Origin of the sequence: Paraburkholderia bengalensis (assembly GCF_037126505.1) — a bacterium.
GTDB lineage: Bacteria > Pseudomonadota > Gammaproteobacteria > Burkholderiales > Burkholderiaceae > Paraburkholderia > Paraburkholderia bengalensis.
The window spans coordinates 1-1,482 of the sequence record NZ_JACFYJ010000246.1; the positions used below are offsets into that span (position 1 = coordinate 1).

A 1,482-nucleotide genomic window follows, 5' to 3' on the forward strand; every position below is an offset into this window, starting at 1 on the left:
AAGTGCCTAACACGCTACAAGGGCTCCCCGTTGAGTACAAGCTCAACGAAGTTCGCTATTGATACGTACTGCAATGCCGCGCCGGTGCGTGTGAGAAGGTGAAGGACTGCAGTTCTACAACCGGTCATGTTGGGCTCATGGCCCGGACCCTGATGAAAGACGCGCGCGGAGGCCTCATTCTCTAGCCGGGAATGGATATCCCCGCCGTGTTAGTCAGGTACGCCCCGCGCGGGTCCAACCCGCTTCACATCACCGCTGGCAGTGCAAAGTGATCGTTTCTATGTGCTCGTGATGTTCGTGCCCGTGTCCAGTTGCCGGTTAATCGATAGACCCGAATCGAACTCAGTCTGCAATTGGTTCGAGCTTGAAGTCATGGCCATATTTCAGCATGGCCCACGCCAATCTCGCGTTCTTTGCGGCGATCGCGATGGCCGCCCGCCAGTAGCCCCGTCGCTCGATCAGGGTTCGAGCCCACCGGCTGAAGCGATCCTGTTTCTCGCCGAGATTGGCAATAACGGCGCGCGCACCGTTGACCAGCAGGCCGCGCAGATAGGCGTCGCCCGCCTTCGTGATGCTGCCCAGCCGGGCCTTGCCGCCACTGCTGTATTGACCGGGCGTGAGTCCGATCCAGGCGGCCACCTGCCGGCCGTTTCTGAAGTCGTGCCCGGCACCGATACTGGCGAGCAACGCACTGGCCGTGGTTGGGCCGATGCCGCGCAACTGCATCAGCCTCTTGCTGCGCGCATCCTCACGCGCGATCTCGGCTATCGCACGGTCGTATTCGAGCAGGCGTTCTTCAAGTTTGCCGGCATGCTCAAGCAGATCGCTGATGCTGCGCTTCGCCCAGCCAGGCAATGTGTCCAGATGTTCCGTGATGTGCCGGCGCAGCTTCTCCGGGCTCTGAGGCAGCACCACGCCGAATTCCGAGAGCAGGCCTCGCAACCGGTTGTAGGTTGCGGTCCGCTCTTCAACAAAACCTTGTCGTGTCCGATGCAGGCAAAGCGTTGCCTGCTGGTGTTCGTCCTTCAGTGGCACAAAACGCATGCTTGGGCGCGTCACCGCTTCGCAGATCGCAGCAGCATCCGCCGCGTCGTTCTTGCCGCGCTTGCCGGACATGCGATAAGGCGCCACAAGGTTGGGCGCCATGAGCTTGACCGTATGGCCGTACTGCTGGAACAGGCGTGCCCAGTGATGCGCACCGGAGCAGGCCTCCATGCCGATGATGCACGGCGGCAACTGCGCAATCAACATCGCCAACTGATCGCGCGGAACACGTGGCTTGACCAGCATCGCTTTGCCGGCCTCATTCACGCCGTGAACGGCGAAAACATTCTTGGCAAGATCGATTCCGATAGTGACAATAGGCATGGACTTCCCCTCTCGCTGGTGTCGATGAACGTTCGCAACTTCATCTTGGCACATTGATGCCGACTCGCGGCTTCCGCCGCAGCCTCGGGACGGGGAAGTCCCTTTCATTCTCTA

At 60.5% G+C, this 1,482-nt stretch carries 1 protein-coding gene; it reads right to left on the reverse strand.

Annotated features, from left to right (window positions below):
* Positions 1-342: 342 nt before the first annotated feature.
* A complete protein-coding gene (locus H3V53_RS43020; RefSeq protein ID WP_054927269.1) occupies positions 343-1,368 on the reverse strand; it encodes an IS110 family RNA-guided transposase in 1,026 nt (341 codons plus the stop codon).
* Positions 1,369-1,482 lie beyond the last annotated feature (114 nt).